This is a genomic window from Nonomuraea sp. NPDC001684 (assembly GCF_053596515.1).
This window is the reverse complement of the sequence record NZ_JBSFGJ010000005.1, coordinates 24,006-47,822: the sequence shown is the minus strand read 5'-3', so window position 1 is coordinate 47,822 and position 23,817 is coordinate 24,006. Positions and strand designations below refer to the sequence as shown.

The window sequence follows — 23,817 nt, the reverse complement described above, 5'->3', positions numbered from 1 at the left end:
TAGCCGATCAATTACCATGCTGTGCCTATGGATCCGGATTCGATGGGTGGCGACGGCGGTGACGTCTACTGGCGGCGTCGCATGAGCGTGCTGGTGGCCGTGCTCGTCGTGGTGGCCGTGGTGGCGTGGGCGTGCTCCAGCGGGGGCTCCGGGCCGGAACGCTCGTCCAGCGCGCAGAGCTCACCGAGCGCGACGCCGGCCACCGATCCGCTGCTCGCGGGCCTGCGCACGCTCGCCATGGGGACGGCCAGCCCGTCGCCCACCCCCGCGCCCAAGGAGAGCCCGGCCGTCAAGCCGAGGCGGCCGGGGGAGCCGTGCCCGCAGGACAGCCTGGTGCTGAGCCTCCAGGGCGGCAAGGAGCCGATCTACACCGGCGCGTCGCGTCCGACCTTCATCGTCACGCTGGTCAACACCGGGCCGGTGATGTGCACGGCCGACGTCGGGCCGCGGGCCATGGAGATCCGCATCACCTCGGGCGCCGACCGCATCTGGTCCACCGCCGACTGCGTCAGCGGGGTGGGCACCGAGGTCAGGGAGCTGCAGCGCGGGATCCCGTACGTGCGCACCCTGGAGTGGGACCGGCGCCGGTCGAGCACCGACTGCCGCTCGTCCCCGGCCTCCGCCCTGCCCGGCACGTACGTGGCCACCGCCCGCATGGGCGCGCTCCGCAGCGGCAAGGGCGTCTTCCACCTGCGGTGAGCGGCCGGCCTCAGACGTAACGTTCGAGGATCGACGACTCCGCCAGGCGGGACAGGCCCTCGCGGACGCTGCGGGCGCGCGACTCCCCGACGCCGCCCACCTCCTGCAGGTCGTCGATGCTGGCGGCCAGCAGCTTCTGCAGGCCGCCGAAGTGGTTGACCAGCCGGTCGACCACCGTGGCGGGCAGCCGGGGCACCTTGGCCAGCAGCCGGAAGCCGCGCGGGCTCACCGGGCTGTCGAGCCGCTCGGCGCCGCCGTGGCCCAGCACGTGCGCCACGGCCGACAGGTCGAGCAGCTCGGCGCCCGACAGGTGGTCGAGGTCGTGCAGGGCCTCGACCAGGCGCTTCTGGCGGCGGCTCGCGGGGGCCGGCAGGTAGTCGCGCACGACCAGCTCGCGCTCGGAGTCGACGCCCGCCACCAGCTCGTCGAGCTGCAGCGACAGCAGACGGCCGTCGGTGCCGAGCTCGACCACGTAGCCCTTGATCTCGTCGGAGATGCGCCGGACCATCTCCAGGCGCTGGGCCACCGCCGACACGTCGCGCACGGTGACGAGGTCTTCGATCTCCAGCGCCGACAGGGTGCCGGAGACCTCGTCGAGCCGGTGCTTGTAGCGCTCAAGGGTGGCCAGGGCCTGGTTGGCCTTGGACAGGATGGCCGCGGACTCCTCCAGCACGTAGCGGATGCCGTCGAGGTAGAGGGCGATGATCCGCATGGACTTGCTGATCGCGATGATGGGCAGGCCCGTCTGCCTGGCCACGCGCTGGGCGGTGCGGTGGCGGGTGCCCGACTCGTCGGTGGGGATCGCGGGATCGGGGACGAGGTGCACGGCCGCGCGCACGATCTTCTGGTCGTTGCTCACCACGATCGCGCCGTCCATCTTGGCCAGCTCGCGCAGGCGGGTGGCCGAGAACTCGACGTCGAGCTCGAAGCCGCCGCTGCAGACCTCTTCGACGGTCCTGTTGTGGCCGAGCACGATCAGGCCGCCGGTCTGCCCGCGCAGGATGCGCTCCAGGCCGTCGCGCAGCGGAGTGCCCGGCGCCACGGCGGCCAAAGCGTCGCGACGGCGGTCGTCAAGACTCCTGTCCACCTGACCCCCGTGTCGATTGGTCACGCCCAGCTTAGCCGTGCTATGTGACGTGCGTGAGTGCGTCCCAGACGTTCTCGGCCTGGACGACCTCGAACCCGGGGGCGAACGCCACGGGGCCGACGGGCACCAGAGCCCGCTGCCCGTTGCGCTTCCCGGCGCCCGTCTCCAGGGATCCGGCGGGCACGAGCGCCCGCTTGAACCCCAGCCTGGACGCCTCTGTCAGCCGCCTGCGCACGTCTTTGACCGGGCGCAACTCGCCCGCCAGGCCCACCTCGCCGAGCGCCACCAGACCGGGCGGCAGCGGCTTGTCGCCCGCGGCGCTCGCGACGGCGAGCATGACCGCCAGGTCGACGGCCGGATCGGCCAGCTTGATGCCGCCCACGGTGGCGGTGAACACGTCGCAGCCGCCGAGCCGGGCGTTGAGCCGGCGCTCCAGCACGGCGAGGATCATCTGGACGCGGTAGGTGTCGAGCCCCGAGGACGTGCGCCGCGGCTGCTGGGCCTCGGTGCGGGCCACGAGCGCCTGCACCTCGGCAGGCAGCGGGCGGGTGCCCTCGACGGTGACGGTGACGCAGGTGCCGGCGACCGGCTCGCTGCGCCGCGAGACGAACAGCCCGCTCGGGTCGGTGATGCCCTCGATGCCGCGCTCGTGCAGGTCGAAGCAGCCGACCTCGTCGGTGGGGCCGAACCTGTTCTTGATCGCGCGGACCATGCGCAGCCTGGAGTGGCGGTCGCCCTCGAAGTTGAGCACGACGTCGACCAGGTGTTCGAGGGTGCGGGGGCCGGCGATCGAGCCCTCTTTGGTGACGTGGCCCACGAGGACCGTGGCGAGGTTGCGCTCCTTGGCCATGCGCACCAGGTTGGCGGCCACCTCGCGCACCTGGGTCACGCCGCCCGGCACGCCGGTGGTCTGGGCCGAGCCGACCGTCTGGACCGAGTCGACCACCAGCAGGCTGGGCTCGACCTTGTCGACGTGGGTGATCAGCGCCGACAGCTCGGTCTCGGCGGCGAGGTAGAGGTTGTCCTGGATGGCGCCGATGCGGTCGGCCCGCAGGCGCACCTGGGCCGCCGACTCCTCGCCCGTCACGTAGAGGACGGTGGTGCGCTCGGCGATGCGGGCCGCGGCCTCCAGCAGCAGCGTGGACTTGCCGATGCCGGGCTCGCCGGCCAGCAGCACCACCGCGCCGGGCACCAGGCCGCCGCCGAGCACCCGGTCGAGCTCGCTCACCCCGGTGGTGCGGGCCGCGGCCACCTCGGCCTTGACCTGGCCGATGGGCAGCGCGGGCCCGGTGGTCGCGCCGCCCTGGACGACGTTGACCCCGGCGCGCGCGCCCTCCTCGTCGACAGTGCCCCACGCCTGGCACTCGCCGCACCGGCCGACCCACTTGCTGGTGCGCCAGCCGCACTCGGCACAGCGGTAACCGGGCTTCTGCGCTGTCTTGGCCATGTCGAGCAGGCTAGCGGCCCGTGCCGACAATCCTCGACTACCGCGTGAGGCCCAGTTCCTGCACCAGCAGGCGCTTGGGCCGGGCGCCGACGATCTGCCTGACGGGCTCGCCGTTCTCGAACAGCAGCAGCGTGGGCAGGCCCATCACGCCGTAGCGGGACATGATCTCGGGGTTCTCGTCGGTGTTGAGCTTGCCGATGGCCAGGCCGTGCTCGGCCTCGATCTCGTCCAGGACTGGGGCCACCATGCGGCACGGCGGGCACCACTCGGCCCAGAAGTCGACCAGCACCGGCTTGTCGCTCTTGAGCACCTGCTCCTCGAAGTTGTCGGTGGTCAACGTGATCATTTGTCTCCCCTTACGAAACAGCCGGGACACGACTGGGCGAGCTGGGCGGCGACCTCGGCGCGGCGGGCGAGCAGCACCCGGATCTCCTCGTCGATCTGCATGATCTTGCGCTGGTAGACCTCGACGGACTCCCGGCACGAACCGCCCGAGCTGTGGCCCGAGCGCAGGCAGTCGACGAAGGGACGGGTGTCCTCCAGCGTGAATCCGACCGAGAGCAGCGACCGGATCTCGGCCACCAGCTTGACGTCCTCCTCGGCGTACTCGCGGTAGCCGTTGGGGCCGCGTCTGGCCGAGAGCAGGCCGTGCTGCTCGTAGTAGCGGAGTGAACGGGTGCTCACCCCGGTGCGTTCCGCCAGCTCCCCGATGCGCATGCCACCACGGTAAACGTTGACGCCGACGTCAATGTCAAGCCCGCGCGCGAGGGAGTGCCGTCGCCTGGAGGAGCGGCGGGAGCGGAGCGACCAGAGCGGGGGAAGGCGGCGGCGTTTGGCGACCGAGCCCGCCGAACGCAGTGAGGCCATGAGCTCAGAAGTAGCGCCAGCGGAGCACGTTCGGGTAGAAGATCTCCAGGCCGGGGGTCTCCGCGACGGCCTGCTCGGCCACCTCGGGGGCGAACTCGATGCGCAGCACGGCCTCCAGGTCGGCCCGGCGCTCGAAGGTCATCGTTAGATCGAGCGGCCGCCGCTGCCAGCCCTGACGGACCCAGAACGCCTCCACCTCGCGCGCCGAGTACGTCGGCACCGTGCGGGAGAACCAGCGGCCGAACGAGCCGCGGGTGGCGTCGAGGTCGATGACGAACGCGGCGCCGCCGCGGCGTACAACGCGGGACAGCTCGCGCAGGCCGGGCTCGCAGCCGGGGCCGAAGAAGTAGGCCCAGCGGGCCATGGCCACGTCGACGCTGGCGTCGGGCAGCGGGAGGTCCTGGGCGGCGGCGGCGTGCACCGAGACGTTGGGCAGGTTCGCGCAGCGGCGGCGGGCCAGGCCGGCCAGGTCGCCGTGCGGTTCGACGCCGATCACGGCGCCCGCGTCGGCGGCCAGGACGGGCAGGTGGAAGCCGGTGCCGCAGCCGATGTCGAGCACGGTGGCGCCGGCCCAGGGGCGCAGCTCGCGCATCGCGGCGTCGGCCGCGCCTTCGGGGTCCACGGCGCGGTTCTCCAGCTCGTAGACCTGGGGAGCGTTCCAGATGTTCGGGCTGGGGATCGCGCCTCTGGCTATCCGTGGCATGGGCCCAACCGTAGCGGGGTTCGAGGGAGTGTCTTTGAGGTGGGATGGGGGGTTGGGTAGGGCTATCTGGTGGGGCTCACGCGCCAGAGGCGCTTCTCCGGCTTAGGCTGGCAACGTGGCTGATGTCATCCGCGTGCCCAATGCGAAGATCGCATTGTCCACCGCCTCGGTATATCCAGAACGCACTCCCGACGCGTTCGAACTGGCCGCGCGCCTGGGCTACGACGGTGTCGAGATCATGGTCGGCGCCGATCCGGTGAGCCAGGACATCGACGTGATCGAGCGGCTGTCCGAGCACTACCAGGTGCCCGTCCTGGCGATCCACGCGCCCTGCCTGCTCGTGACGCAGCGGGTGTGGGGCAGAGACCCCTGGGCCAAGCTGGTCAGGGCGCAGAAGGCGGCTGAGCGCCTCGGCGCCTCGACCGTCGTGGTGCACCCGCCGTTCCGCTGGCAGCGCGACTACGCCCGCGACTTCGAGAACGGCCTGGCCCGCATGCGTGACGAGACCGATGTCACGTTCGCGGTCGAGAACATGTTCCCGCTGCGCGCCAGGGGCAACGACGTGGTGCCGTACTCGCCCGACTGGAACCCGATCGACTACGACTTCCCGCAGGTCACCCTCGACCTGTCGCACACCGCGGTGTCCGGCTCCGACGCCATGGAGATGGCCACCAAGCTCGGCGACCGGCTCGCCCACCTCCACCTGGCCGACGGCATGGGCGTGACCAACAAGGACGAGCACCTGGTCCCCGGCAGGGGCAACCAGCCGTGCGCCCAGATGCTGGAACGCCTGGCGAACTCGGGCTACGGCGGCCTGGTGGTGCTGGAGATCAACACCCGCAAGGCGGCCAGCCGCACCGAGCGCGTCGACGACCTGGCCGAGGCGCTCGCCTTCGCCCGCCTGCACCTGGCGGCGTCCCGATGAACGTGGGGCCGACCAGGAACGTGGGGCCGACCAGAGACCTCGCGCGGGTCTTCGACAGCGTGGCCGACGCCTACGACGCGGGCCGCCCGTCCTATCCCGACGAGATGTACCGCGCGCTCACCGAGGTGACCGGGATCGAGCTCGACGGCGCCACCGCGATCGACGTGGGCGCGGGCACCGGCATCCTGACGCACGCGCTGCGTGCCCGCGGCTCCCAGGTGATCGCGGTCGATCCGGGGGCGGAGATGCTGGCCCGGCTGGTCACGCGGATCGACGGCGAGCCGCCGGCGGTCGCCGCGGTGATCGCCGACGGCAACGCGCTGCCGCTGGCCGACGGGGTGGCCGACCTGGTGACGTACGCCCAGTCGTGGCACTGGCTCGACCCCGTCGTCTCGATCGCCGAGGCCAGGCGGGTGCTGCGGCCCGGCGGCGCGATCGTGGGCTGCTGGAACCTGCACCACGCGGCGCAGGCCGAGTGGCTGGCCGCCTACGAGGCGCGGCTGGCCGAGGCGGTGCCCACGTACTGGGGGCCGGCGGTCGAGGAGTGGTCGGTGCCGCCGATCGCCGCGGCCTTCGAGGTGGTCCAGGAGCGCTGGATCCCGTGGACGAGGCTGGTCGGCATCGAGGACTTCCTGCTCGACCTGCGCTCCCACTCGTACATGGCGGCGCTGTCGCCGGACGCGGCCGACGAGCTGGTCGGGCGGCAGCGCGCGGAGCTCAGGAGGGCATTCCCCGAGGGCGTGCTGTCGGTGCCGATGCGGGTGTACCTGGCGGTGGGCCGGTGACCGGCGGGACGCGGCCATGAGCAACGTACGACGCCGTCCCGGCCGCAGGCCCGGGTCGGCCGACACGCGCGGCGAGATCCTGACGGCGGCGCGGCGGGTGTTCGCCGAGAAGGGCTTCGACAAGGCCACGGTGCGCGGGATCGCGCGGGAGGCCAAGGTCGACCCCGCTCTGGTCCACCACTACTTCGAGACCAAGGAGGGCATGTTCGCGGCGGCCATGCAGCTGCCGATCACCCCCGACGAGGTCATCCCGCTGTTGCTGGACGGCCCGCGCGAGGAGATCGGCGAGCGGCTGGTGCGGATGATCCTGCGGGTGACCGCCGAGCCGGAGACCCGCGAGCCGATGATCGCCCTGATGCGCTCGGCGCTCACGAACGAGCAGGCGGCGGCGATGTTCCGGGAGTTCATCACGAACGCGCTGCTCTTCCAGGTGGCCGACCGCCTTGGTGTTCCGCACCTACGCATCGAGGCAGCTTTTGGCCAGATGTACGGCGTGATCATGGGCCGCCACGTGATCAAATTGGAGCCGCTGGCCAGCGCCGATCCGGAGGAGCTCGTCGAGCTGATCGCCCCGACCATACAGAGGTACTTCACGGCGTAGAGCATTGTTCTGTATAGGGCACTGACCATAGGGTATGGATGTCATCCCGGGAAGTTACTGGCCGGTAAGCTTCCTGGAAACACGTGTCCGTATGCTGGCAGCCATCGTCGTCTGTGGGAGGACCCCGTGCTCTGGGTAGCGATCATCGGGCTGGTCATGACCGTCCTGGCGGTGGCCGTCGCCGGCCGCAGGGTGTTGTTCCTGTTCAGGCTGGCGACCTCCGGGCCGCCCGCGCCCGAACGCGTCGAGTACGCCAAGGAGCACGCCGCCGACGAGCTCAAGGCCCAGCTCGTCGAGGTCTTCGGCCAGAAGAAGCTGCTGAAGTGGACGCCGTCCGGCACAGCCCACTTCTTCGTCATGTGGGCGTTCTTCATCCTGCTGACCGTCTACATCGAGGCGTACGGCGCGATCATCCAGGGCGCGATCACCGGTGAGCCCGACTTCCACATCCCGCTCATCGGCACCTGGGGCGTGCTCGGCTTCCTCCAGGACTTCATCGCCGTCGCGTGTCTGCTCGGCCTGGTCGCCTTCGCGATCATCCGGGTCAAGAACTCGCCCAAGACGCTGGGCCGCAAGTCGCGCTTCTCCGGCTCGCACCTCGGCGGCGCGTGGCTCGTCCTGTTCATGATCTTCAACATCATCTGGACGCTGTTCCTGGCCCGCGGCGCCTCGGCGGCCAACGGCAACTTCCCCTATTCCTCCGGCGCGTTCGTCTCGCTGGCGCTCGGCGACGCGCTGCCGGCCAGCCCGCTGCTGGAGGAGATCGCGCTGCTCCTGCACATCGGCTTCATGCTGGTGTTCCTGGTCATCGTGGTGAACTCCAAGCACCTGCACATCTTCACCGCGCCGCTCAACGTGCTGTTCTCCCGGCGTCCCAACGGGCTCGGCGCCGCGTCCGAGCTGCGCGTCGACGGCAAGCTCGTCGACTTCGAGGACGAGGAGCTCGACGCCGAGCGCCTGGGCCGCGGCAAGATCGGCGACACCACCTGGAAGGGCTTCCTCGACTTCTACTCCTGCACCGAGTGCGGCCGCTGCCAGTCGCAGTGTCCGGCCTGGAACACCGACAAGCCGCTCTCGCCGAAGATGCTCATCCTCGACCAGCGCGACCACGCCTTCAAGGTGGCCCCGTACCTGATGGCCGCCAGCACCGAGCACGCCGACACCGACGTGCTGGCGCTGCTGGAGAAGCCGCTCGTCGGCGAGGACGGCGTCATCCACCCCGACGTGCTGTGGTCGTGCACCAACTGCGGCGCCTGCGTCGAGCAGTGCCCGGTGGACATCGAGCACATCGACCACATCCTCGACATGCGCCGCTACCAGGTCATGGTGGAGTCGTCGTTCCCGTCCGAGGCGGGGGTGATGGTGAAGAACCTGGAGAACAAGGGCAACCCGTGGGGCATGTCCGAGATGAAGCGGGCCGACTGGATCGAGGAGCTCGACTTCGAGGTCGAGCTGGTCGAGGAGAAGATGCCCGAGGACGCCGAGTACCTGTTCTGGGTGGGCTGCGCGGGCGCCCTGGAGGACCGCGCCAAGAAGACCACCAAGGCGGTCGCCGAGCTGCTGCACATCGCGGGCGTGAAGTTCGCGGTGCTCGGCCCGATGGAGGCGTGCACCGGTGACCCGGCCCGCCGCCTGGGCATGGAGTACCTGTTCAACATGCTCGCCCAGCAGAACATCGAGACGCTGAACGAGGCCGGCGTCAAGAAGATCGTCGCGACCTGCCCCCACTGCTTCAACACCCTGGCCAACGAATATCCGCAGCTCGGCGGCACCTACGAGGTCGTGCACCACACGCAGCTGCTGTCGAAGCTGGTGGACGAGGGCCTGCTCACCCCGGTCACGCCGATCGAGGAGAAGATCACCTACCACGACCCGTGCTTCCTCGGCCGCCACAACAAGGTCTACTCCCAGCCCCGCGACATCATGTCGAAGGTGCCCGGCGTGCAGACCCAGGAGATGCACCGCCACAAGGACCGCGGCTTCTGCTGCGGCGCGGGCGGCGCGCGCATGTGGATGGAGGAGCGCATCGGCAAGCGCATCAACACCGAGCGGGTCGACGAGGCGCTCACCACGAATCCCGACACCGTCTCGACCGCGTGCCCGTTCTGCATGGTGATGCTCGGCGACGCGATCAACGAGAAGAAGAACAACGGCGAGGCCAAGGAATCGCTGGAAGTCGTGGACGTCGCGCAGCTGTTGATCAAATCGGTCAAGGGCGCTTCCTGACCACGAAAAGTCGGACTCCTCTACAGGCTCTGTAGAGGAGTTCCGCACGTCACGGGCCTCCTCGCTGGAAATCTCCCATCCACATAACGGGAAAATCACGGTAACCTCAACGTCGCATGGCCTTATTCGACGGGGAGGGGGCTAGTGATGCGCGTCGTGGTCACGGACGCCGAAGTCACCCTGGCCGACGTGCTCTCCCTGCGACTCGCCATCGATGAGCCCCTGCGTGACGGCACCGAGCTCGTGCTGCGCCATCGCGCCACGGGGGTCGAGCGCGACGTGCGCCTGGGCCGCACGGGAAGCCGGACGCGGGAGGCCACGCTGGCCGTCTCGCTGGCGCCGCTGGAGCTGACCGCCGGCCGCTGGGACGCCTACCTGCGGCACGAGGGCAGCCGCAGCAGGCTGCGCAGCGTCGACCCGGGGTTCTCCCTCGACCACCTCGACGCGTACGCGCTGTGCCGGCGGACGCTGGCCTACCGGTCGTACCGGACGCGGAACGGGTTTCTGGCCCTGAAGATAGCCGACGCCGAGCCGGTGGCCGAGGTGCGGGCGATCTGGTTCAGGGAGGGCCGGTTCGAGGTGACGGGGCTGCTGGCGTACACCGGGCTGGAGGACGACGACGCGCGCCGCGAGGCCACGCTCACCCTCGACCGCAGGCCGACCAGGGAACGGGTGTCGGCCAACGCCACCGTCCAGGGGGTGCGCTTCCACGCGGCGGTGTCGCTGGTGAACGTGGTCGAGGCCGACCCCGACACGGCCGGCACCTGGGAGCCCGCGCTGGAGGTCGAGGGCGTGCCCACGCCGCTGCGGCTGGGCGCCTGGCTCGACGACGTCGACGGCAAACGAAGACGGCTGCACTATCCGTCGGCCGAGATCGACGGCGTGCCCGTCCGGCCCTGTTACACCGCCGACGACGAGCTGCGCATCGAGGTGGGCGGATGAAGGTCAGCCTGGTGCTCGCCTCGGCCTACGGCATGCGCGGCGACGTGCGCGCGACGCTCAACCTCGCCACCGCCCTGTCCGAGCGGCACGAGGTCGAGGTCATCAGCGTCCGGCGGCAGAAGGAGAAGCCGTTTTTCCCCATCGGCTCCAAGGTGGCCATGCGCAGCCTGGTCGACGCCCGTCCGGGGGTGCGCCACCTGCTGCCGCGCGGCCAGATGCGCACCGAGATGGCGCTCTGGCGGCTGCTGCGCGGGCTCAGGTCCGACGTGCTGATCACCACCAGGCCGGGCATCGGCGTCCAGGTGGCGCGGCATGCTCCACGTGAAACCCTCAAGATCGCCAGGGAGTGGGGGCGGCCCGCCGTCCCCGGGCCGGTGCAGCGGCTCTACCCGCGCCTCGACGCGGTCGTGACGGCCACGGAGTCGGCCCAGGAGGAGTGGGGCAGGCTGCTCGGCGACGGGTCCGCCGTCCACTCCGTGCCGGACGCGCTGCCGGGCGGCCCGTGGCCGCGTTCGCGGATGGACAACCGGATCGTGGCGGCCGGGGGCCGGTGGGTGTCGGTCAAGGCGTACGACCGGCTGATCAGGGCGTTCGCGATCGTGGCGGACAAGCGTCCCGACTGGCGGCTGCGGCTGTACGGCGGCGGCCCCGAGGAGCGGCGGCTGCGGTCGCTGGTGAACGAGCTCAACCTGCACAACCACGTCTACTTCATGGGCGTCACGCCCGACCTGGCGGGGGAGTTCGCCAAGGCGTCGATCGTGGCCAACCCCTCCCGCAGCGAAGACCTGGGCATGACCGTGCTGGAGGCCATGGGGTGCGGGGTGCCGGTTGTGGCCTTCGAGGGCGCCAGGGGCCCCAGGGAGTTCGTGGCGACCGGCTACAACGGCGTGCTGGTGCCCGAGAGCGAGAGCGAGGCGCAGCACTTCGCGGGCGCGCTGCTCGCGCTCATCGACGACGAGCGCCGCCGGCGCTCGCTCGCGGCGGGCGCCCTCGACACCGCCGTCCGCCATTCGGCCGAGGAAGTCGCCGAACAGTGGGAGAAGCTGCTGTCAGATCTCCGCTAGCTCATACGGGTTACGGGTACCGTAGAAGCATGCATGGGTACAGCGGAGACAAGCAGGCATATCTGACGCGCCTCCGGCGAATCGAGGGCCAGATCAGGGGCCTGCAGCGCATGGTCGACGACGATGCCTACTGCATCGACGTGCTCACCCAGGTCTCCGCGGCCACGCGGGCCCTTCAGGCCGTGGCGCTCGGGCTGCTGGAGGAGCACATCTCCCACTGCGTCGCCGACGCGATCAACACGGGCGGCCCGGAGGCCGAGGCGAAGGTGAAGGAGGCGTCGGCCGCCATCGCCCGCCTGGTCAAGTCGTAGGGGGTCGTCTCCTCCATACGTAGGAGAGGCACACCCTCGATTGACTAGTTACCTGTAATAGCCGGGAACCACTGTCCCGGACCCCACAGGAGCCCGGGACAGGTAATTTTCGATGGTCTTCAGCGACTCGCCGAAGTCCGCAATCCGAGCGCGTCGTCGAGTTCGTCCAAGGTCAGCCGCCGTTCGCTGACAGCCACGGCAGTGAGCACCTCGGCGTAGAGCGCAATCTCGTCCAACGCGACACGGTCGTGGACCCGAGAGTCCAGGTCGTCGTGCCCCACCGCGTCGTCCTTCCTTCCGCAGCCCACACCCTCTACGAGGTTACGGCGGGGGACCTTCTCGCGACATGGCCCATCGGAGTCATTCCTTTCGGCGTCACGGGGGCCCCACAGGGATCATTTCCCGAAGTCGAGATCACAATTCAGCGAATTGCCCGGTGACTGAAGTGATAGCGGGATATAGGCGGAGTAAGGGTGAAATAACGGTAATAGTGCGTTAGGGGTGACCGATGTGGTGGTCGTCCCGTTCGTGGATCAGCTCACGGACCAGCGCGCTCTGGCCGGCCAGGCCGTGCTGCGGCACCTTGGCGCCGGTCAGCCGGCCCCACGCCAGGCACGTGGCGTACGCGGCGCCCAGCACGGCCGCCTTGCTCTCCCGGTCGGGCGGCGTCACCACCGCCGCCTGCGGCACGGGCGCACCGCCCGGACGCGCGGCGAAGCCCTCCGGCTCGGTGCGCTCGGCCGCCGACGTGCCCGTCAGCCCGGCACGCTCCAACTCCACGTACGCCCGCCGCAACCGGTGGTTCAGCCGCTCGGGCAACATCCTCCTGGAGTCCGACAGATCGGCCAGGTACGCCGCCGCCGCCCCGGACGCGTCCGCCACGAAGCCCAGCGCCTCGACCAGGTCGTACACCGAGTGGGCGAAGTACGCGTCCGGATCGGTCTCCGGCAGCAGGGCCAGCGCCAGCCGCGGCGGGCAGCGGTCGAGCCAGGCCCGGCGCACGGCGTCGTCGCCCCGCGCGGCCGTGGCGTCGTCGCGGCCGGGCCGGCGCAGCACCGGCTCCACCATCGTGAGCAGCGCCAGCGCCCGCGGCCTGAACCGGATGTCGGACAGCAGCACCTGGGCGGTGTCGGCGATCAGCGCGGCCAGCCGGAGCGCGGCCCGCGGACGGCCGGCGCGGGTGCGCTCGGACACCAGCGTGACCAGGTCGAGCAGCGGCGGCGCGGGCAGCCAGCGCACCCATTCGTCGCCGGGCAGCGAGCGGCGCAGGTACTCGCCGAACAGGGTGATCAGGCGTTCGTTGCCGTCGAAGGCCGGCGCGTACGCGCACCACATGATCGTCCCCCAGACGGCGGCGACCGTGCTCGGCACGTCGGCGGCGAAGATCTCCCCGAAGGCGGTCAGCGGGTAGTCCAGCTCCGACTTGCGCCCGGCGCCGCGGACCATCTCCGCGATCTGCCCGGTCACCACCGGCAGCACGTCGGGGCCGATGAACGCCTGGGTCGAGCCGGGCTCGGCGGCGAAGTCGGGCCCGGTGGGCACCACCTGGTCCGGCAGCGCGGCCGTGGCGTGCCCCACCTTGCGCGCCCGTTCGCCCCTGGGCGGCGGCGCGGGGTGCCAGCGGCCGTCGCCGGGGTCGTGCAGGTGCCAGCGCGCGTACGCGCCGTAGAGCCAGCGGTCGCCGTCCTGGGTCACCAGGACCCTGGCCGCCAGGACGTGCGCGCGGTCGGGCACGGACAGGCCCTGCCAGCGCGGGTCCGCGACCATCGCGCGGACCTCCGCCTCTGCCGAGGTGAACGCATCCCAGGGGCGCACGGCCGTCATCGTACTGGGCCGCCCGACGTCATCCGTCGGCATTTCACGGCAGAATGTCCGCTATGAGGGCAAAGGTGGCAGGGGTGTTGGCTGTGGCGGGTGTGGTGAGCGGCTGCGGGACCGCCGCGGCGCCGCCCACTCCCACCGGTCCCGGCGTGCTCACCGTCCAGAACGCCCAGGCGCCTGCGCCCGGCGGCGAGGTCGGATCGGCCTCCAGCGAGTTCGCCGACGCCGCGGAACTGGCCGTGTGGAGCAAGCTGAGCGACACCGAGAAGGACGTCGACAGGATCGCCAAGCTCGACGTGAACAAGACCGCCAAGGGCGCCCTCTACCTGGAGCCGAAGACCTCCACCTGGTACGACGGCTTCCGCGGCCCCTTCGTCTACCAGGAGCTGGCCGGGGACATCGTCATGCACGCCCGGGTCAAGGTCACCGGCAAGAAGGGCGGCAGGCCGGCGCGCAAGTTCTCGCTCGGCGGGCTCATGGCCCGCCAGCCCGGCACGTACGACAAGCCCGTGTGGATGTCCGTCACCACCGGCACCGCCGACGCGGCCGGGCAGGTCGAGGCCAAGTTCACCCAGGACGGCAGCTCCAAGCCGCTGGAGGTGGCGGTCAAGGACGGCTGGGTGGACCTCGTCCTGGCCAGGCTGGGCCGGGTCGCCGTCGCGCTCTACAAGGAGGACGGCGGCGCCTGGAAGGTCGCCAGACGCTGGCCCTCGAACCTCCCCGAGGTGCTGCAATGGGGTGTCACCGCCTACACCGACTGGGACAGCTACGGCGCGCTGAAGAAGGACGCCGCCAAGGCCAACGCCAAGCAGATCAAGGGCGCCCCCGATCTCAAGCTGACCGTCGACTTCGTCCGTTTCCTCCGCCCCGAGCTGCCGGAGTACGCCGACCCGCTCAACACCGCCTCGGTGTCGGACCAGGTCCTGATCAAACTGCTGACGCCTGCCGGTGCCTGACCGCCTTGGCCATGTAGTTGTCCGGGGTGCGGGCGAAGGAGGCCCGGTCGTCGTCGGTGAGCTCGCGCACGATTTTTCCGGGCACGCCGGCGACCAGCACCCCGGACGGGATCTTCTTGCCCGGCCCGACCAGCGCTCCCGCTGCGACCAGCGTGCCCGCGCCCACCCGGGCGCCGCCGAGCACGATCGCGCCGATGCCGACCAGCGCGCCGGTCTCGACGTGCGCGCCGTGGACCATGGCCTTGTGGCCCAGGCTGACCCGGTCCTCCAGGATCGCGGGCTGGCCCGCGTCGGCGTGCAGGCAGCACAGATCCTGTACGTTGCACTCCTCGCCGATCTCGATCCGCTCGTCGTCACCTCGGAGAACGGAGCCGTACCAGATGCTGGACGCCCGGCCCACCCGCACACTCCCGACCACGACGGCGCCGGGCGCGATGTACGCCTCCGGGTGGATGTCCGGCACTGCCCCGTCGTCCAACGCTGCTATGTACATTCGTCCAATCGTAATTCCCGCCCCAGGTGTGGCGTTCCGGTTGCGGACGTGGGCAGATGGCAGGAAAGTCGTTTCCTGACGTCTCGTCGTCAGACCCTCACAACCCGCAGTTTTCCCCCGCCTCACGCAAACCCTTAGGTAACCCCCATGACAAACCAGCACGAGAGCATTCCCGATCTGATGCAAGAGGACACCTTCGAAGTCGTGATGCGCGGCTACAACCGCCGGCAGGTGCACGACTACATGATCCGTACCCGGAACCAGGTCCGTGATCTGGAAGAGCGGCTGGCGCGGGCGATCGACCAGGCGGAGCAGGGCCGGGTCGAGCTGGCGGAGGCCAGGCGGCGGATGGTCGAGGCGCCCCAGAGCTACGAGGACCTCAGCCCGAGGCTCGCGCAGATCCTCAAGCTGGGCGAGGAGGAGGCCGCGGCCAAGCGCGCCGACGCGGAGGCCGAGGCGACCGCCGTGCGGGAGAGCGCCAGGGCCGAGGCCGAGCGGCTGGTGACGACGTCGCGCGAGACGTCCGACAAGATGCTGACCTCGGCGCAGGCGGAGGCCGAGCGGCGGGTGGCCGAGGCCACGCAGGCGGCCGAGCGCATGCTGGCCCAGGCGGGCGCGGACGCCGAGGAGCAGCTCGGGTCGGCCCGCAGCGAGGCCGAGGGCCTGCTGCGCGACGCGCACGCCGAGGCCGAGCGGGTGCTCGGCGGGGCGCAGGCCGAGGCGGAGCGCATGATGGCGGCCGCCCACGCGCAGGCCGAGCAGCTGGTGGCGGGGGCGCACGCGGAGGCCGAGTCGATGCTGGCGGCGGCGCGTCAGCGCACGGCCTCGCTCGACGAGCACGCCGGTCGCCGGGTGGAGTACCTGACCAACACCCACACCGAGGTCGTGCGGCGGCTGACCGAGATCGGCTCGGTGCTCGGCGACCTCATGCGCACCGAGGCGGCGGCCGGGCAGCTCGTGCCGGAGACGGCGCTGCCGCCCGCGCCGGTGGCCGCTCAGCAGCCGGTGGCCGTCCCGGCGCCCGCGCCGGAGCCCGCCATCGAGGCCGCGCCGGCTCCACAGCCGGCCCCGCAGCAGTCCGTGCAGGACGACGTGCGGGTCATCGTCGAGGAGGACGAGGAGAAGCCGAAGGAGAGCGTCTCCGACGACACCGACGTGCACATCCTGCGGCTGGGCGAGTACCACACCTAGAGGGTGAAGGGGCGGGGAGCGGAAGCCCCCGCCCCCGATAGGGTCGGAGACTTCCGCGTTCGTGGCCCCGTTGGGGGCCCGGTGCCGGGGCCGCCGAGACGCTGGACCCGGCACCGGGCTGCTCGCGTGCGAGCCGCGGAACGGTCCACGGCCCGCGTCAGGGAGGAGCGGGGCCGGCCCACCAGCGGGGCTGCCGGCCGGTCCGTTCCTCCTGGTCCCGGAGCTGGTCGCGCAGGCCGTCCGGGTCGTCCGCGTCGATGGTCATCGCACATCCGGCCGCGCGCTGCGCCGCGTCGAGCGGATGGTGCCGCGTGGCCCACCAGCGGCCCGCGTCGCTCCGCCAGATGGTCCACCTGGGGTACTCCCGGGCGATCTCGGCAAGATGCCGGTCAACGGACATCCGCGCACCTCTCCCGGGCCCCAGGCGAAGGTTCCATCTCCTGTACGGTTCCATCTCCTTAGAAGATGAGGGACCTCTCTAGAGAAATCAATGATCGTGATGGACAGGTCAACCTATCGCTTGACAGATCGGGTTGAACTAGGCGTCGAAGTCGTACTGGAGTACGTATGCCGCCGAGTCCAGGACCATCTCATTGAGCTCGACGGGCCTGCCGCCCGCCGTGTACGCGGTGCGGGCGATGACGATGACGGGGGTTCCGCCGGGCAGGTCGAGCAGCCCGGTCTCGCGGGGGCCGGGCATGCGGGCCCGCACCTCCTCGGTGAAGTGGGCCGGGGGCAGGCCCAGGTCGCCGAGTCTGGCGTAGACGCCGCCCGGCCCGGTGTCGGGCAGGGTGATGGCGCTGCCCTGGACCAGGCGGGCGGGGAAGGAGGAGGTCGCCAGTTGCACGGGCCGGCCGTCCACGGAGTAGCGGCGCCGACGCACCCATACCTCGCCGCTCTCCAGGACGCCCGCCACCTCCTCCGATGCGCGCTCCAGCACCACCTCCACCTGGTCCACGGTGAAGGGACGGCCTCGGGTGTCGGCGTCCCAGATGGCACGCCCCTGACCCCACTGCTCTCGTGACAGGCGGCGCGAGCCGTGTCTGCGGATCGGTTTGAACAGGCGCACGTAGACCCCCGAACCTCGTTTGGGCACCGCCAGCCCTTCGTTGATCAGTACGGCAAGCGCCTGCCTGGCGGTGGCGCGTGCGATTGCGTAGTCGGCCATGAGCGCGTTCTCGCCCGGTAGGCGGTCCCCGTCGCGCAGTTCGCCGGACAGGATCCGGGCGCGGAGGCCGTCGGCGATGCGGCGATAAATAGGGGGCTCGTGGGGTACCGGGGATTCAGACACGTTTCGATCACCCTCTGTCACCAACCAGGTTGTGGCGTCTCCAGAGAACTTGCCCCGTCTTGTCCACGATCGCACAGATACAGAGGTTGGTCCCGAGCTTCTTTTGAGCTGATCGTGCCTGTGTGATGAATGCGAGGACGTTTATGCAGACCGTTATCGTGGAACGGTCCCGGCCGCTATTCGCGGGGCCCACCAGCGGCGAGTAACCGACGCGGCGAGCAGCGCGCCCGCAGTGTTCATGATCACGTCGTCCACGGAGGAGAACCGGCCCAGTCGCAGGGCGTACTGGAGGAACTCGACCGTGACCGAAAAGGCCGCCGCGACGGCCGCAACCCGGCTGTAGGAGGCCAGCGCGGCGGTCCGTACGGGCAGCAGGGCGCCCAGTGCGGCGAACACCAGCAGATTGCCCCCGACCTGCACCGTCACCGTCTCCCACGAGGCTCCGGCGAGATCGGCGAGGTCCATGAACGGGACGAGGCCGACCCCCGACCGGCCGGTGGACGGCGTGAGGATCATCCAGATCCACGGCGCGGTCCCCACGACGACGCCGACGTCGGCGAGCGAGGTGCGCAGCGGCGCCGGATGCCCGGCGCGGGCCCGGCGGCGGGCGAGCAGGATGATCACCAGGAAGGCCACTGGAAGCGCAAAAACCCCAGCGATAATGATATTTCCCCACAATTCCCATGTGCGCGCCATTTGGTCATCATCCCGGGCCGCCGAGGGGTACCGGAAGATGTCTGTATGGACAGGTCCGCCAGGGGTCCGGCCGAGGGGTGGCTCAGTGTCACCGGCGCCACCGAGCCCTGACGGGCCCGCGCGGTTCCCGCCCCCGCCGGACTGTTGTCTCACCGTCGCCCGACGATCTATACCGGGAGTGAGGCTAGAGGAGGCTGCTGTGCTGACCCATTTCATCGGCGGGCTGCCGGTGGCGGCGGGCAATGCGTTCCCGGTCCACGACCCGGTGACGGGCGGGGTGATCAGGCAGGTGCACGAGGCCGATCCGGAGGTGGTCGACCGGGCGGTGCGCGCGGCCAGGGAGGCGGCGCGCGACTGGGCGGGGCTGCCGGTGGCCGAGCGGGCCGGATGGCTGCGCCGCCTCGCCGAGGGCATCGAGGTCCGCTTCGACGATCTGGTCACGGCCGAGATCGCCGACACCGGCAAGCCGCTCGGCCAGACCCGCACGCTCGACGTGCCGCGCGGCATCGCGAACTTCCGCGCGTTCGCCGAGATCGCCTCCCAGCGCCCCGACGACGCCTTCCACCTCGCCGGCGTGCTCAGCTACACCGTGCGCAGGCCGCTCGGCGTGGTCGCCGTGATCGTGCCGTGGAACCTGCCGTTCCTGCTCATGACGTGGAAGCTGGCCCCCGCCCTCGTCGCCGGCAACACCGTGGTCGTCAAGCCGTCGGAGCACACGCCCGGCTCGGCCGCGGTCTTCGCCGAGATCTGCGCCGAGGCCGGCCTGCCCCCGGGCGTGGTCAACATCATCTTCGGGCACGGCCCGGCGGGCCAGCTCCTCGTCGAGCACCCGGGCGTGGACGGCGTGACGTTCACCGGCTCGACCGCGACCGGGACGCAGATCATGAAGACCGCCGCCGACCGGGTCAAGCCGATCTCGTTCGAGCTGGGCGGCAAGAACGCCGGTCTGATCTTCGAGGACTGCGACCTGGGCCGGGCCGTCGAGGGCACGGTGAAGTCCGTCTTCACCAACGGCGGCCAGGTGTGCCTGTGCACCGAGCGGCTCTACGTCGAGCGGCCGATCTTCGAGGACTTCTGCGGCCTGCTGGCCTCGCGCGCCCAGGAGGTCGAGCCACAGCCGATGATCTCGGCCGGGCATCGGGAGAAGGTGCTGTCCTACTACGCCCTGGCCCGCTCGGAGGGGGCCAAGGTGCTCACGGGGGGCGGCGTCCCGACGTTCGGCGACCACCGCGATTCCGGATATTTCGTGGAACCAACGGTAATGACAGGGTTGTCGGAGTGGTCCCGCTTCAATCGAGAGGAGATCTTCGGTCCCGTGTGCCACGTGGCTCCTTTCGACAGCGAGGCCGAGGCGATCGACCTGGCCAACAGCAGCGAGTACGGCCTGGCCGCCACCCTCTGGACCACCAACCTCGATCGCGCCCATCGCGTGGCCCAGCGCCTGGAGGCGGGGCTGGTCTGGGTCAACACCTGGTACCTGCGCGACCTGCGCACCCCGTTCGGCGGCGTGAAGCTGTCGGGCATCGGCAGGGAGGGCGGCACGCAGTCGCTCGACTTCTACTCCGAGCCCACCACGATCACCATCAAACTGGAGCAACCCGATGCATGACGAATGGTCCCTGGCCGTCGACACCCGGGGTCAGGCCGCCGAGCGGCTCGTCGAGGCCGCGCGTACCGGCAAGCCCTGTGCGCCGCTCAGGGATCTCATCACCACGGTCACCGACGCCTACGCGGTGCAGGACATCAACACCCGGCGGGCGCTGGCGGAGGGCCGGCGGCCGGTCGGCCGGAAGATCGGCGCCACCAACCCGCTGCTGCAGCGGAAGTTCGGCATCGACCAGCCCGACCACGGCATGCTCTTCGCCGACATGGCCGAGCTCGACGGACGGCCCATCAAGGTGCAGCGGTTCCTGCAGCCGCGCGCCGAGGCCGAGGTCGCGCTCGTGTTCGGCAAGGACCTGACCGAGGGGCCGTTCACGCTGGTGGACGTGATCAGGGCGGTGGAGTTCGCGCTGCCCGCCATCGAGATCGCCGACTCGCGCATCGCCGACTGGGACATCACGATCACCGACACGGTCGCCGACAACGCCTCCTCCGGCGCGTACGTCCTGGGCGCCACGCCGAAGCGGCTGACCGACCTCGACCTCGGCGCGGCGGCGATGACGATGACCCGCGACGGCGAGGAGGTCTCGGCCGGGTCCGGAGCCGCGTGCATGGGCAACCCGCTGAACGCCGCACTCTGGCTGGCCGGCGCGCTGGCCGCCACCGGCCGGCCGCTGCGCGCCGGGGACGTCGTCCTGACCGGCGCGCTGGGCCCGGTCGTGCCGGTCGAGGCCGGGAACGTGTTCGAGGCCAGGATCGAGGGCCTCGGATCGGTGCGGGCGGTGTTCGGCACGTGAGCCGCGAGGCCATCCGCGTCCCCGGCAAGGCCGTGCCCCGGGGACGGTTCCCGCACGTCAAGCGGGCGGGCGACTTCCTGTACGTCTCCGGCACCAGCTCCCGTAGGCCCGACGGCACCTTCGCGGGCGCCCGCGCCGACCGGTTCGGCGTCACCGACCTGGACATCCGCGCCCAGACGCGGGCGGTCATCGAGAACGTCGGCGACCTGCTCACGGCCGCCGGAGGCTCGCTCGCGGATCTCGTACAGATCACCACGTACCTGGTAAACATGAACGACTTCAAGGGCTACAACGAGGTGTACGCCGAATTCTTCGACGAGGAGGGTCCGACCAGGACCACGGTGGCGGTGCACCAGCTCCCGCACCCGCACCTGCTCATCGAGATGCAGGCCGTCGCCTACCATCCACAGGAGCGACCATGATTCCCCCCATCGACTTCACCAAGTGGATCGACGAGCACGCCCACCTGCTCAAGCCGCCGGTCGGCAACAAGGTGGTCTTCGAGGGGGCCGGCGACTTCATCGTGATGGTGGTCGGCGGGCCCAACTCCAGGACCGACTTCCACGTCGATCCGTACGAGGAGCTGTTCTACCAGGTGCGCGGCAACATGCACGTCAACGTGGTGACCGAGAACGGCCCCGAGACCGTGCACGTCCGGGAGGGGCAGATGTGGCTGCTGCCGGCGCGCATGCCGCACTCGCCGCAGCGCCCGGAGGCCGGGTCCGTCGGGCTGGTGGTGGAGCGCATCCGGCCCGAGGGCGAGCTGGAGAAGTTCCAGTGGTACTGCGCGGAGTGCGGCGCCAAGGTCCACGAGGTCGAGCTCCAGGTGCGCGACATCGTCAAGGACCTGCCGCCGGTCTTCGAGGCGTTCTACGGCGACGAGAAGGCCCGCACGTGTGACCGGTGCGGCGCGCTGCACCCCGGCAAGGGCTAGCTGGCCACCGACGCCCGCGCGCCGCGCGTGCCCGGGGCGTCGGGCGAGGGCTGAAGGGGGCTCCCATGCGCGTTGCCGTGCTGGGGCTGGTCGCGCTGATGGTCGCCGGCTGCGGCGGCTCGGTGCCCCTCGCCGCGGAGGACGAGCCCGTACGGGTCGGCGCGATCATCTCGCAGACCGGCGTGTACGCCACCCTCGGCGACGACATGGAGACCGCCATGCGGCTCTACCTGGACGACCACCACGGCCTGCTCGGCGGCCGGCCGGCCCGGCTGGTCGTGGCCGACGACGCCGGCAGCCCGGAGATCGGCGCCGAGCAGGCCAGGAAGCTGATCGACGGCGGGGCCGACGTGCTCACCGGCCTGCTCGCCTCCCCGGTCGCCGTCTCGGTGGTCAAGGAGGCGGCCGGCACCCCGGTGGTGATCGCGAACGCGGGCGCCGACCAGCTCGGCGGGCCCGGCGTCTTCCGGGTGTCCTACACCAACCGCGCCCACGGCTACGCGGCCGGCCGGTACGCCGCCGAGCACTACGCCGGCCAGGACGTGGTGCTCATGGCCTCCGACTACTCCGCGGGCGCCGAGACCCTGACCGGCTTCGCCGAGGGATACGGCGCCGGGCCGCTCAAGCGCATCCTGACGCCGTTCGGCGGGCAGGCCGACCTGGAGCCGTACCTGGCGCGCATACCGCGCGAGGCGCGGCTTCTGTACGCCTTCTACGCGGGCGGGGAGGCGGTCGCGTTCGTCAAGGCGTTCAAGCGGTTCGGCTACGATGCCAGGATCAAGCTGCTGGCCTGCCAGAACCTGGCCGACGAGGACGTCCTGCGCGCGGTCGGCCGGGACGCCGAGGGCATGGTCAGCGTCGGGCTCTGGTCGCCCGCGCTGCGGAACCCGGCCAACGCCGCGTTCGTGGCGGGGTGGCGGGCGCGCACCGGGCGCAACCCGTCCGCGGTCGCGCTGCAGAGCTGGGACGCGATGCGGCTGATCGACCGGGCGGCGGCCGCGGGCGGCGACCTGACGAAGGCGCTGGCCGGGGTGGAAGAGCTGGACGGCCCACGAGGATCGCTCCGCCTGGACGCGGCCCACAATCCGGTGCAGAACTGGTACGTCCGCGAGTACCAGAATGGTGTAAACCGGATAATCGCCACCATCTCACCCCCGTAAGGAGCACAACCGGTGCTGGACCGCGACGCCTGCCTCGCCCTCGACGCCGACGATCCGCTGCGGCCGTTCAAGGACGAGTTCGTCCTGCCCGAAGGGGTCGTCTACCTCGTGGGCAACTCGCTCGGCGCGATGCCCCGCCGCGCCGCGGAACGGGTGCGCCGCACGGTCGAGGACGAGTGGGGCGGCCAGCTGGTCGGCGGCTGGAACGCGGCCGGCTGGTACGACCAGCCGCTGACCGCCGGCGACCGGCTCGCGCCGCTGATCGGGGCCGGCCCCGGCCAGGTCGTCGTGGGCAACACCACCACGATCGCCGCCTACCAGGCGCTGGCCGCCGCCGTACGGCTGCGCCCCGGCCGCAAGGTGATCGTCTCCGACCCGCGGAACTTCCCCACCGACCACTACATCGCCCAGGGCCTGGCCCGGCTGCTCGGCGACTACGAGGTGCGCGACTACGCCGAGGGCCGGTTCGACGACGCGGCCGTGGTGCTGCTGTCGGAAGTGGACTACCGCACCGGCGCCCGGCGGCCCGTGCCCTCGGTGACCGCCCAGGTCCAGGCGGCCGGGGCGCTCATGGTCTGGGACGTGTGCCACAGCGTGGGCGCCATGGAGGTGGACGTGTCGCAGGCCGACTTCGCGGTCGGGTGCACGTACAAGTACCTCAACGCCGGACCCGGCGCGCCCGCCTTCCTCTACGTCAACCCGCGCCACCACGCCACCGCCGAGAACGTGCTGTCCGGCTGGCACGGCCACGCCGAGCCGTTCGCCTTCGAGACCGGCTACCGCCCGGCCGAGGGCATCCGGCGCTTCGCGGTCAGCACGCCGCACGTGGTGTCCTTCGCCGCGCTGGAGGCGGCGCTGGACATCTGGGAGCGGGTGCCGATGGCGCAGGTGCGGGCCAAGAGCCTCGCCCTGACCTCGCTCTTCGTCGACCTGGTCGGCGACGCGCTCAAGCTGGTCTCGCCCGCCGAGCCGGACGCGCGCGGCAGCCAGGTCTGCTTCCACCACCCCGACGGCTACCCGGTCATGCGGGCCCTCATCGACCGGGGGGTGCACGGCGACTTCCGCGCGCCGGACGTCCTGCGGTTCGGCTTCGCGCCGCTCTACATCGGCTACGCCGACGTCCACGACGCGGCCACCACGCTGCTGGAGGTGCTGGACAAGGAGCTGTGGCGGGACGAGCGGTACGCCCGGCGGCTCGCGGTCACCTGATCGGGCGAGT

General features: G+C 71.0%; 27 protein-coding genes. 16 read left to right on the top strand and 11 right to left on the bottom strand.

The window, feature by feature from the left end:
* The first annotated feature begins 27 nt into the window (after positions 1–27).
* Complete coding sequence (locus ACWCSD_RS02325) at positions 28–699, top strand: hypothetical protein (RefSeq protein WP_449912540.1); 672 nt, start codon at positions 28–30, stop codon at positions 697–699.
* Between the two features lie 10 nt (positions 700–709).
* Here ACWCSD_RS02325 and disA read toward each other — a convergent pair whose 3' ends face one another.
* The 5 genes from disA to ACWCSD_RS02300 all read right to left on the bottom strand — a co-directional run bounded on the left by disA (position 710) and on the right by ACWCSD_RS02300 (position 4,803).
* Positions 710–1,786: a DNA integrity scanning diadenylate cyclase DisA gene (disA, locus tag ACWCSD_RS02320; RefSeq protein WP_352358608.1), complete on the bottom strand. Its 1,077-nt coding sequence runs from the start codon at positions 1,784–1,786 to the stop codon at positions 710–712.
* A gap of 40 nt (positions 1,787–1,826) precedes the next feature.
* A complete protein-coding gene (gene radA / locus ACWCSD_RS02315) occupies positions 1,827–3,233 on the bottom strand; it encodes a DNA repair protein RadA (RefSeq protein ID WP_358291604.1) in 1,407 nt (468 codons plus the stop codon).
* 37 nt (positions 3,234–3,270) lie between these two features.
* Positions 3,271–3,579, bottom strand: a complete 309-nt coding sequence (trxA, locus tag ACWCSD_RS02310) for a thioredoxin (protein ID WP_352325882.1) — start codon at positions 3,577–3,579, stop codon at positions 3,271–3,273.
* Positions 3,576–3,950 (bottom strand): MerR family transcriptional regulator, encoded by a 375-nt coding sequence (locus ACWCSD_RS02305; protein WP_352358614.1) that lies wholly within the window; start codon positions 3,948–3,950, stop codon positions 3,576–3,578. The genes trxA and ACWCSD_RS02305 overlap by 4 nt, the downstream gene beginning before the upstream one ends.
* Positions 3,951–4,104: 154 nt before the next feature.
* Entirely contained in the window at positions 4,105–4,803 is a 699-nt protein-coding gene (locus ACWCSD_RS02300; RefSeq protein ID WP_449912535.1) for a class I SAM-dependent methyltransferase, read from the bottom strand.
* 115 nt (positions 4,804–4,918) lie between these two features.
* Between ACWCSD_RS02300 and ACWCSD_RS02295 the strand changes: the two genes are divergently transcribed.
* From ACWCSD_RS02295 to ACWCSD_RS02265, 7 genes are all read left to right on the top strand, one after another.
* A complete protein-coding gene (locus ACWCSD_RS02295) occupies positions 4,919–5,728 on the top strand; it encodes a sugar phosphate isomerase/epimerase family protein (RefSeq protein ID WP_358291607.1) in 810 nt (269 codons plus the stop codon).
* Positions 5,725–6,513 carry a class I SAM-dependent methyltransferase gene (locus ACWCSD_RS02290; RefSeq protein WP_397155459.1) on the top strand — a complete coding sequence of 263 codons (789 nt, stop codon included), beginning with the start codon at positions 5,725–5,727 and terminating at the stop codon, positions 6,511–6,513. The genes ACWCSD_RS02295 and ACWCSD_RS02290 overlap by 4 nt, the downstream gene beginning before the upstream one ends.
* A 16-nt stretch (positions 6,514–6,529) precedes the next feature.
* On the top strand, positions 6,530–7,114 hold the full coding sequence (locus ACWCSD_RS02285) for a TetR/AcrR family transcriptional regulator (protein WP_358291609.1): 585 nt from the start codon (positions 6,530–6,532) through the stop codon (positions 7,112–7,114).
* Positions 7,115–7,240: 126 nt separating this feature from the next.
* Complete coding sequence (locus ACWCSD_RS02280) at positions 7,241–9,340, top strand: (Fe-S)-binding protein (protein WP_352358624.1); 2,100 nt, start codon at positions 7,241–7,243, stop codon at positions 9,338–9,340.
* A 147-nt stretch (positions 9,341–9,487) separates the two neighbouring features.
* The gene (locus ACWCSD_RS02275; RefSeq protein WP_397155462.1) at positions 9,488–10,282 is read left to right on the top strand and encodes a hypothetical protein; all 795 of its coding nucleotides are present in this window, start codon (positions 9,488–9,490) and stop codon (positions 10,280–10,282) included.
* Complete coding sequence (locus tag ACWCSD_RS02270; RefSeq protein ID WP_357975264.1) at positions 10,279–11,346, top strand: glycosyltransferase; 1,068 nt, start codon at positions 10,279–10,281, stop codon at positions 11,344–11,346. The genes ACWCSD_RS02275 and ACWCSD_RS02270 overlap by 4 nt, the downstream gene beginning before the upstream one ends.
* A gap of 29 nt (positions 11,347–11,375) precedes the next feature.
* The gene (locus ACWCSD_RS02265; RefSeq protein WP_352327377.1) at positions 11,376–11,657 is read left to right on the top strand and encodes a metal-sensitive transcriptional regulator; all 282 of its coding nucleotides are present in this window, start codon (positions 11,376–11,378) and stop codon (positions 11,655–11,657) included.
* Between the two features lie 119 nt (positions 11,658–11,776).
* Here ACWCSD_RS02265 and ACWCSD_RS02260 read toward each other — a convergent pair whose 3' ends face one another.
* Complete coding sequence (locus tag ACWCSD_RS02260) at positions 11,777–11,938, bottom strand: hypothetical protein (RefSeq protein WP_020540796.1); 162 nt, start codon at positions 11,936–11,938, stop codon at positions 11,777–11,779.
* 214 nt (positions 11,939–12,152) lie between these two features.
* Positions 12,153–13,481 carry a hypothetical protein gene (locus ACWCSD_RS02255; protein ID WP_449912564.1) on the bottom strand — a complete coding sequence of 443 codons (1,329 nt, stop codon included), beginning with the start codon at positions 13,479–13,481 and terminating at the stop codon, positions 12,153–12,155.
* Between the two features lie 74 nt (positions 13,482–13,555).
* Between ACWCSD_RS02255 and ACWCSD_RS02250 the strand changes: the two genes are divergently transcribed.
* Positions 13,556–14,434, top strand: coding sequence for a hypothetical protein (locus ACWCSD_RS02250; RefSeq protein ID WP_397155464.1), 879 nt, complete (start codon positions 13,556–13,558; stop codon positions 14,432–14,434).
* Here the strand turns inward: ACWCSD_RS02250 and ACWCSD_RS02245 are convergent.
* Positions 14,406–14,927: a gamma carbonic anhydrase family protein gene (locus ACWCSD_RS02245; protein ID WP_358291613.1), complete on the bottom strand. Its 522-nt coding sequence runs from the start codon at positions 14,925–14,927 to the stop codon at positions 14,406–14,408. The genes ACWCSD_RS02250 and ACWCSD_RS02245 overlap by 29 nt on opposite strands.
* A 147-nt stretch (positions 14,928–15,074) precedes the next feature.
* On the opposite strand from ACWCSD_RS02245, the gene ACWCSD_RS02240 reads away from it, so the two are divergent.
* The gene (locus ACWCSD_RS02240; RefSeq protein ID WP_449912528.1) at positions 15,075–16,118 is read left to right on the top strand and encodes a hypothetical protein; all 1,044 of its coding nucleotides are present in this window, start codon (positions 15,075–15,077) and stop codon (positions 16,116–16,118) included.
* A gap of 157 nt (positions 16,119–16,275) precedes the next feature.
* Here the strand turns inward: ACWCSD_RS02240 and ACWCSD_RS02235 are convergent, their stop codons facing one another.
* From ACWCSD_RS02235 to ACWCSD_RS02225, 3 genes are all read right to left on the bottom strand, one after another.
* Positions 16,276–16,518: a hypothetical protein gene (locus ACWCSD_RS02235; RefSeq protein WP_352322973.1), complete on the bottom strand. Its 243-nt coding sequence runs from the start codon at positions 16,516–16,518 to the stop codon at positions 16,276–16,278.
* A 138-nt stretch (positions 16,519–16,656) separates the two neighbouring features.
* Positions 16,657–17,409 carry a GntR family transcriptional regulator gene (locus tag ACWCSD_RS02230; RefSeq protein ID WP_358291615.1) on the bottom strand — a complete coding sequence of 251 codons (753 nt, stop codon included), beginning with the start codon at positions 17,407–17,409 and terminating at the stop codon, positions 16,657–16,659.
* 153 nt (positions 17,410–17,562) lie between these two features.
* The gene (locus ACWCSD_RS02225; protein WP_449912525.1) at positions 17,563–18,045 is read right to left on the bottom strand and encodes a VanZ family protein; all 483 of its coding nucleotides are present in this window, start codon (positions 18,043–18,045) and stop codon (positions 17,563–17,565) included.
* 259 nt (positions 18,046–18,304) lie between these two features.
* On the opposite strand from ACWCSD_RS02225, the gene ACWCSD_RS02220 reads away from it, so the two are divergent.
* The 6 genes from ACWCSD_RS02220 (at position 18,305) to kynU (ending at position 23,807) form a co-directional block, all read left to right on the top strand.
* Entirely contained in the window at positions 18,305–19,714 is a 1,410-nt protein-coding gene (locus tag ACWCSD_RS02220) for an aldehyde dehydrogenase family protein (RefSeq protein ID WP_449912523.1), read from the top strand.
* On the top strand, positions 19,707–20,504 hold the full coding sequence (locus ACWCSD_RS02215) for a 2-keto-4-pentenoate hydratase (protein ID WP_397155473.1): 798 nt from the start codon (positions 19,707–19,709) through the stop codon (positions 20,502–20,504). Before ACWCSD_RS02220 ends, ACWCSD_RS02215 begins: the two co-directional genes overlap by 8 nt.
* Positions 20,501–20,926 carry a RidA family protein gene (locus tag ACWCSD_RS02210; protein ID WP_397155475.1) on the top strand — a complete coding sequence of 142 codons (426 nt, stop codon included), beginning with the start codon at positions 20,501–20,503 and terminating at the stop codon, positions 20,924–20,926. The genes ACWCSD_RS02215 and ACWCSD_RS02210 overlap by 4 nt, the downstream gene beginning before the upstream one ends.
* Entirely contained in the window at positions 20,923–21,438 is a 516-nt protein-coding gene (locus tag ACWCSD_RS02205) for a 3-hydroxyanthranilate 3,4-dioxygenase (RefSeq protein WP_352322979.1), read from the top strand. The genes ACWCSD_RS02210 and ACWCSD_RS02205 overlap by 4 nt, the downstream gene beginning before the upstream one ends.
* A 65-nt stretch (positions 21,439–21,503) precedes the next feature.
* Positions 21,504–22,598: an ABC transporter substrate-binding protein gene (locus ACWCSD_RS02200; protein ID WP_449912520.1), complete on the top strand. Its 1,095-nt coding sequence runs from the start codon at positions 21,504–21,506 to the stop codon at positions 22,596–22,598.
* A gap of 12 nt (positions 22,599–22,610) precedes the next feature.
* Positions 22,611–23,807, top strand: coding sequence for a kynureninase (gene kynU, locus ACWCSD_RS02195; RefSeq protein WP_397155479.1), 1,197 nt, complete (start codon positions 22,611–22,613; stop codon positions 23,805–23,807).
* Positions 23,808–23,817: the final 10 nt, after the last annotated feature.